This window comes from uncultured Methanobrevibacter sp. (assembly GCF_947169325.1).
Classification (GTDB): Archaea; Methanobacteriota; Methanobacteria; order Methanobacteriales; family Methanobacteriaceae; genus Methanocatella.
The window spans coordinates 21,629-28,249 of sequence record NZ_CAMVPN010000025.1 but is presented as its reverse complement, the minus strand read 5'-3'; the positions used below and the strand labels follow the sequence as shown (position 1 = coordinate 28,249).

At 38.5% G+C, this 6,621-nt stretch carries 6 protein-coding genes; 4 read left to right on the top strand and 2 right to left on the bottom strand.

Features of this window, described 5'->3' with window-relative positions:
- The 4 genes from Q0W26_RS05335 to Q0W26_RS05320 form a co-directional block, all read left to right on the top strand.
- Nucleotides 1-2,955, top strand: a 2,955-nt coding sequence (locus tag Q0W26_RS05335) for a Cna B-type domain-containing protein (protein ID WP_298523202.1), incomplete at its 5' end; no start/stop codon positions are given.
- Between the two features lie 514 nt (nucleotides 2,956-3,469).
- Nucleotides 3,470-4,006, top strand: coding sequence for a hypothetical protein (locus tag Q0W26_RS05330; protein WP_298523200.1), 537 nt, complete (start codon nucleotides 3,470-3,472; stop codon nucleotides 4,004-4,006).
- Nucleotides 4,007-4,031: 25 nt separating this feature from the next.
- Nucleotides 4,032-4,388, top strand: a complete 357-nt coding sequence (locus Q0W26_RS05325; RefSeq protein ID WP_298523198.1) for a hypothetical protein — start codon at nucleotides 4,032-4,034, stop codon at nucleotides 4,386-4,388.
- Nucleotides 4,389-4,457: 69 nt separating this feature from the next.
- Nucleotides 4,458-5,411 (top strand): tetratricopeptide repeat protein, encoded by a 954-nt coding sequence (locus Q0W26_RS05320; protein ID WP_298523196.1) that lies wholly within the window; start codon nucleotides 4,458-4,460, stop codon nucleotides 5,409-5,411.
- Here the strand turns inward: Q0W26_RS05320 and Q0W26_RS05315 are convergent.
- Together Q0W26_RS05315 and Q0W26_RS05310 are read right to left on the bottom strand one after the other, a co-directional pair.
- A complete protein-coding gene (locus Q0W26_RS05315; protein WP_298523195.1) occupies nucleotides 5,405-5,782 on the bottom strand; it encodes a hypothetical protein in 378 nt (125 codons plus the stop codon). The genes Q0W26_RS05320 and Q0W26_RS05315 overlap by 7 nt on opposite strands.
- Before the next feature lie 55 nt (nucleotides 5,783-5,837).
- Nucleotides 5,838-6,500 (bottom strand): hypothetical protein, encoded by a 663-nt coding sequence (locus Q0W26_RS05310; RefSeq protein WP_298523193.1) that lies wholly within the window; start codon nucleotides 6,498-6,500, stop codon nucleotides 5,838-5,840.
- Nucleotides 6,501-6,621 lie beyond the last annotated feature (121 nt).

The following is a 6,621-nucleotide window of genomic DNA, read 5'->3' as shown; positions in this document are numbered from 1 at the left end:
TTGCTTGCTAACGGTACTAAAGTCGATGAGGCTACCTTAAATGCTGGTAACGGCTGGTTTGCTTCATTTACTGGTCTTTATGTGTACGCTCACAATGGTACTTTAATTAATTATACTGTTCGTGAAGTTCCTGTTGAAGGTTATAACACTACTATAACCAATAATACTGCAGGTAATTATACTGTTACAAACAGTCACATTCCTTTGGTTACTTCTGTAAATGTTACTAAGGTTTGGGAAGATGACAATAATCGTGATGGTATTAGACCTGGCAGCGTTGTTGTTGAATTGCTTGCTAACGGTACTAAAGTCGATGAGGCTACCTTAAATGCTGGTAACGGCTGGTTTGCTTCATTTAACGATTTATACGTATACGCTCACAACGGTTCAAAAATCAATTATACTGTTCGTGAAGTTCCTGTAGAAGGTTATAATACTACAATAACTAACAGTACTGCTGGTAATTACACAGTCACTAACAGTCATATCCCGGCTTTAACTGTAGTAAACGTTACTAAGGTTTGGGAAGATGACAATAATCGTGATGGTATTAGACCTGGCAGCGTTGTTGTTGAATTGCTTGCTAACGGTACTAAAGTCGATGAGGCTACCTTAAATGCTGGTAACGGCTGGTTTGCTTCATTTAACGATTTATACGTATACGCTCACAACGGTTCAAAAATCAATTATACAGTTCGTGAAGTTCCTGTTGAAGGCTATAACACTACAATAACCAATAACACTGCCGGCAATTACACAATTACAAACAGTCACATTCCTGCTTTAACTGTAGTAAACGTTACTAAGGTTTGGGAAGACGACAATAATCGTGATGGTATTAGACCTGTAAGCGTTGTTGTAGAGTTGCTTGCTAACGGTACTAAAATCAAAGAAGCTACCTTAACAGCTAATAACAATTGGTTCGTTTCATTTACTGATTTATACGTATATGCGCACAACGGTTCATTGATTAATTACACTATACGTGAAGTTCCTGTTGAAGGCTATAACACTACAATAACCAACAGTACAGCAGGCAATTACACTGTTACAAACAGTCACATTCCTGTATTGACTGAGGTTAATGTTACTAAAGTCTGGGAAGATGCTGATGATTTTGACGGCATCAGACCTCCTAGTGTAGTTGTTGAACTGCTTGATAATGGTACTAAAATCGATGAGGCTACATTATCTGCCGATAACGGCTGGTTTGCTTCATTTACCGGATTATATGTGTACACTCACAATGGTACTTTGATTAATTATACTGTTCGTGAAGTGCCTGTTGCAGGTTACAATGTAACAATCACAAACGATACAGCCTACAACTTCACAGTCACAAACAATCATACCCTATACATACGAAACATGACAGTTGCGAAAGTCACTTTAGACAAAGTGGTATTCATCAACGATAAAGTTCGCTTCCTGATTGTTGTCACCAACACTGGAGAATGCAACTTGACAAACGTCACTGTCACAGAAATCTTTGAAGGCGAAGATTTGAACTATGAATATTTCATTGATTCAACTAACAGATGGAAACAGACTGGAGATTATGTTTTCGCATATGAAGGTACTTTAGGCGTTGGAGATAATGCAAGCTTCACAGTGGTATTCACCGCTTTGAGAAACGGCACTCTCCTAAACAGCGTAAATGCAACTTCAAACCAAACAGAAAACAAGTCATCAAACAACACTACTGTTGTAAATCCGATTTGTGATTTGCAGATCATCAAATTGGTAAACCTTTCACGTGTTTATGTTAATGAAAGCGTAGAATGGACTATTGTAGTCGTTAATAAAGGCCCATCAACTGCTGAGGATACTGTCGTAAGGGACATCCTGCCAAAAGGATTGTCCATAATCAGTTCAGATCCGTCAGCGGGTAGTTTTGACGAAAAAACCAGGATTTGGGAGATTGGAAACTTGGACATCGATACTCCTGTTTCTCTTGTTTTGGTAACAAAAGTCTTAACTAGCGGCAACTTTACAAACGTAGTAACAGTCAATTCTACAACACCGGACTCAAACCTGTCCAACAACAAGGCAAACAACACAACCGAAGCGATACCAATTTGTGATTTAGAAATCATCAAACTGGTCAGTTCCAAAAAATCCTTCGTCGGCGAAGAGTTGACATGGACAATCAGGGTAACAAACCACGGCCCTAGTCCTGCATTGAACGTTAAAGTGTTTGAGGATCTTCCTGATTCCTTAGAATTCATCAGATATGAGGCAACCAAAGGAAAATTCAACAAGGCAACAAACATCTGGACAATAGGCAAACTTAACAATGGTGAAAGCGTAACTCTCAAAATCGTAACAAAAGTATTGAGGGTTGGAAACATTACAAATCCTGTAGAAGTTTCAACTACCACTCCGGATTCCAACAAATCCAACGATAAGGCGAACAACACTACTGAAGCCATTTCTATCTGTGATTTGGAAATCAAAAAATCATCAGACAAGAAGGAGTACAGTAAAGGAGACAGAATGCACTGGATTATTGAGGTTGTAAACCATGGACCTAGCCCAGCAACAGGCGTTGTCGCATTAGACAAGCTTCCTGCAGCTGTCAAGTACATGAGCTACACAGCTTCCAAAGGTTCATACGATGCATCAACCGGTAAATGGAATATTGGTGATTTGGCAATTGGCGAGTCTGTCAGACTGGACATATTATGTCTCATTCTTGCAACAGGCGAGATAACCAATAATGCTAATGTAACATGCAATGAAAACGAAACTGATTTGGACAACAATCATGACAATGCTACCTGCATAGTCAAGGACATTCCAAACAATGAAACCGAAAACGTTACAAACCATACAGAACATGCACCGGCTCATACTCAAGCGACCCTGAAAGAAACTGGTAATCCTGTAGCATATCTTTTATTCGCTCTTTTAGTCATATTCGCAAGCTGTTGGTCAAGAAAAGAACAAGGATAATAAAAATTAAAACACGTAACTAGATTTAATATCTAGTTATTCTTTTTTTATTTTTTTAAGAATTAGACAATTTTTTACGTAGGAAAAGACCCAAGATTTTTTTTTAATTTACAAAGTTCATATCATTTTGCAGAATTGATTCTAAAAGAAAAACTTTATATACGAAGCCGACCCATTTAATTATGCACTAGTAAAAATTGATATAATCAGACCACACCATTATATCGCAAAATTGTAATTTGACTCTGTACGAACTCACTATCCTTAAGGAGTTGATAGTAATGATGCAATTTGTACAAATCCGCTGCTCATGGAGTGCAGTGTTCTTTTAGACTTATGTTCTAGCTCATGCTAGAAACGATTTCATTTTGACAAGTAGCTGTTTAAAGTTCTTTGTTCATTCATTTGTTTAACTCCTTTATTCATTTCGCCTTTAACATATATCCTCTTAAACAGCTACTTTAATTCTCATAAACTTAATTAATCCAATCATCACTATTTTGGAGAATTTACCATGCAGATTACAAGAAAAATAAACGTAGATATAAAAAGGACTGTTGAAAACTCTGTAGTCGGAAGGGAAGAATTTCATTTCTATGTGGATGAGCTCACTCAAAACGGTATCATGCCGACCTATGCCGGTGAAAGCGATGAAAAATATGCATTCGAAGATATGAATGATGAATTTTTTGAATACCTTGAAAGAAAGGCAGCGGAAAACGGAATCTACATCAGGTTGGTATTTGCCTGCAGAATCGATTCAGGTGAAAATGGAGCCGTTTTCGATTTGGAATATGGCAAGTCCAAAGAGACATTCACAACAGATGAAAGAGATAGGATTCTCGAATTCGAGTTTGCCGATTTCGGAGTAAAGGTTCAAAATGGCACGGTCACTTTCGGCACAACCGTTGAGGGGGGATGTGCCCAGACACCCTACTTTGCCGAGTTCGGATCTGATAAGGCAAATGAGGAGTTCCTGTCTTTGGAAAATCCACTGAACAGGCGTGTCATTTCAATCATGGAGAAAATGATTTTCAGTGATGGATTATAATTCATCCGATTTATTTGAGGTTTAAATGGAGTTTGATTTGGTTAGATATTCAGGAGAGATAGTTGAATTTTTATGTGCAGAAACACTTGAAGAAATTGATTATGGCATACTTGACCTGTCATATGTAAGGAATGTGGAGCTTAGGGGAATCCTTTGCTTTTTTGAGGAGCTTCTTTCAATGGAGCTTAAGGTGAACTACTTCGAAAACTCCACAGGAATTTTCAGGGTTCGCGTCGATGGAGAAAGGCTTTGCTATGAGGAATTCGGCCATGTGATTGAAGCCGATTCCGTTGAATGCCTTAAAAGTCAGGTCCTTGCCGAAAACAGGATCTGGTATGTATTCGATGAAACCCTTGCAAGAAATGTGCTTTGGATGTTTTAGCATTCAAAGCAAAACCTTTTTTTTTAAAATGATAATATTTTTATTTGACCGTTTTTAGAATTAATATTAATGACTGATTTTAACTTTGCTCGCGGATTGGAGTATGAAATTTCAGATAACGAAATCAAATTCCGGATAGGTGACTATTCAACAGGATGGATGGCTATTGATGATTCGTTTGTTGAAAGAATCAGGGCTGGAAACATAAACAGGGCCTTTCCAAAGGAGCATCTCTTAAAGGAAATTGAAATTAAAAACGTCCTGGATGAAGGTGTTTCGCTTTTTAAATCAGAAAAATATGCAGCTTCAATCAAGCGCTTTGATGAGGTTCTCTTTTACGATACCCAATATGTCGATGCATTAGTTTACAAATCCCACTCTCTTTTTTGCCAAAAGCACTTTGTTAAGGCACTAAGACACTACAAAAAGGCCGTCAAGGCAGGTTTTAAAGGTGATATGGATTATCATAAACTCCTTTTGACCGAATCATCTCATGAAAGGGACAATTTTCCAAAAATCAAGGCAAGCATTTATGCGGGAGACGAGCACTTCTCAAGGGGTGAGTGGGCAAAGGCGCTTGAAAGCTATGAAAAGGCACTGGCCAATACATCTAAGTTCAAAAATAAAATACTTTTCAGGCTGCTTAACAAAAAAGCTACAACACTTGTTAAATTAAATGAGTTTGAAAGTGCACTTGTGTGTTTTAATGAATCGTTGAATGCATTAAACAATGACTATGCATGCTTCGGCAAGGGAGTGTGTGAACACAGGTTAGGACTTGCCATAAGCGAATGCTTTTTTCATGATTTGAATATTTCAAAAAAACAGATTCTTGTAAAGGCAGAAATCCTGAATGACATTGGCGAATATAAAAAGGCCGTTGAATGCTATGACTTCCTTTTAAAAAACCATTTCAGGTGTGATGAAATGTATGTGAAAATATTGGATGGCAAAAGGACTGCCATTTCAAATCTTGGTCTGGCAACAGGTGAGGTTGATTCAATCCTTAAGCTAGTTCAGTAGCTTTTGAACTTCCTTGAGTCAAGCTTCATGTTCTTGTAGGCAAGCTCCTTGTCGGTTTCCCTCCACTCAAGATTTTCTTTTAATGCCTTTTTTCTTAAGACTTCTAAGGAATGTGACTTTAGATCAGTTCCTCTGTAGCACCAGTAGTCGCCGTTTCTATATACGTTTAGAAATCCTGTCACGTTGTTCTTGTCGGCTTCAACTGACTTTTTGGCCAAATCCTCATCAAGTATGTTCCATTTGAGCCCGTAGAGATTCACCAGAAGCTCAAGCTCCTTTAATGTATTTGCCTTAAGTGACCTTTCCCCGAACTGGTACTCCCAGCTTTTGTCATCCAGCTGGTAGACATTCATGAATCCTGAAAATTTCATGATAATAGTTTAAAGGTCATTGTAAAAATATTTTTTCAAATGAAAACTCATTCATTCATCCGAAAAGATATTCATCACCACCAATAACATCATGATATGTGTAGCACAAATCATCGCCCTTTCGTGCCCTTTCGATTTGGAAAGTGAGGGTTTTGTTTTTAACTTCATCATCCAGGGAAATTCCATCATATTCGCTAATCAGTTTTTCAAACTCCCTGCTTCTTCTCAGAAGGTCTGCCCTTATTAGGATGATGTCATCCCTTTCATCATCATCCCTTTCTATAAGAATCCTTGCAAGGTCTGCTGCGATTTTTCGAATCAATGCCGCATTGTAATTGTCTTTCTTGTCATCGCATGCCCATGCGCAGCGCAGGAGATCATGCATTGCAATTTTCAGATTGTCCAATTGGGCGGATATGAGATATTTCCTGTAGAACATTTGGGCGGTTTTTGATTTGAAATCTATTCCGCTGCAGGTTCTGTACTCCTCGCTTTTGAGAAAATCCATTGGCAAATCCCCTTCGCATTTCAGATGGAAGCCCACATATCCGCAGTGGGGGCATTCCATAACCAATAGGAATATCACTGTTCTGGCCATTCCATTAGGCCTTGTGTCCAAATCGGAGTATCCGCTGGAGTTTGTGCTTGAAAGCACGCGGTGGATAGATGTGCCGTGGCACATCTCGCATTCAATTTCACGTTGTTTAATTATTGTCATGTTATCACCATAATAATAAGAGTTCGAATGTCAGGTTGGTTTTGGCAGGTCTTGGAATCTTTTTGGCGCTCACCTCCCGAATGAATTTAAGTTGGTAAAAAATCGTTGAGATTCGCTCTCC

Coding starts and splice junctions, on each gene's coding strand:
- Q0W26_RS05310 (WP_298523193.1), bottom strand. CDS start 6,500: ATGACAATAATTAAACAACGTGAAATTGAATGCGAGATGTGCCACGGC.
- Q0W26_RS05325 (WP_298523198.1), top strand. CDS start 4,032: ATGGAGTTTGATTTGGTTAGATATTCAGGAGAGATAGTTGAATTTTTA.
- Q0W26_RS05320 (WP_298523196.1), top strand. CDS start 4,458: ATGACTGATTTTAACTTTGCTCGCGGATTGGAGTATGAAATTTCAGAT.
- Q0W26_RS05330 (WP_298523200.1), top strand. CDS start 3,470: ATGCAGATTACAAGAAAAATAAACGTAGATATAAAAAGGACTGTTGAA.
- Q0W26_RS05315 (WP_298523195.1), bottom strand. CDS start 5,782: ATGAAATTTTCAGGATTCATGAATGTCTACCAGCTGGATGACAAAAGC.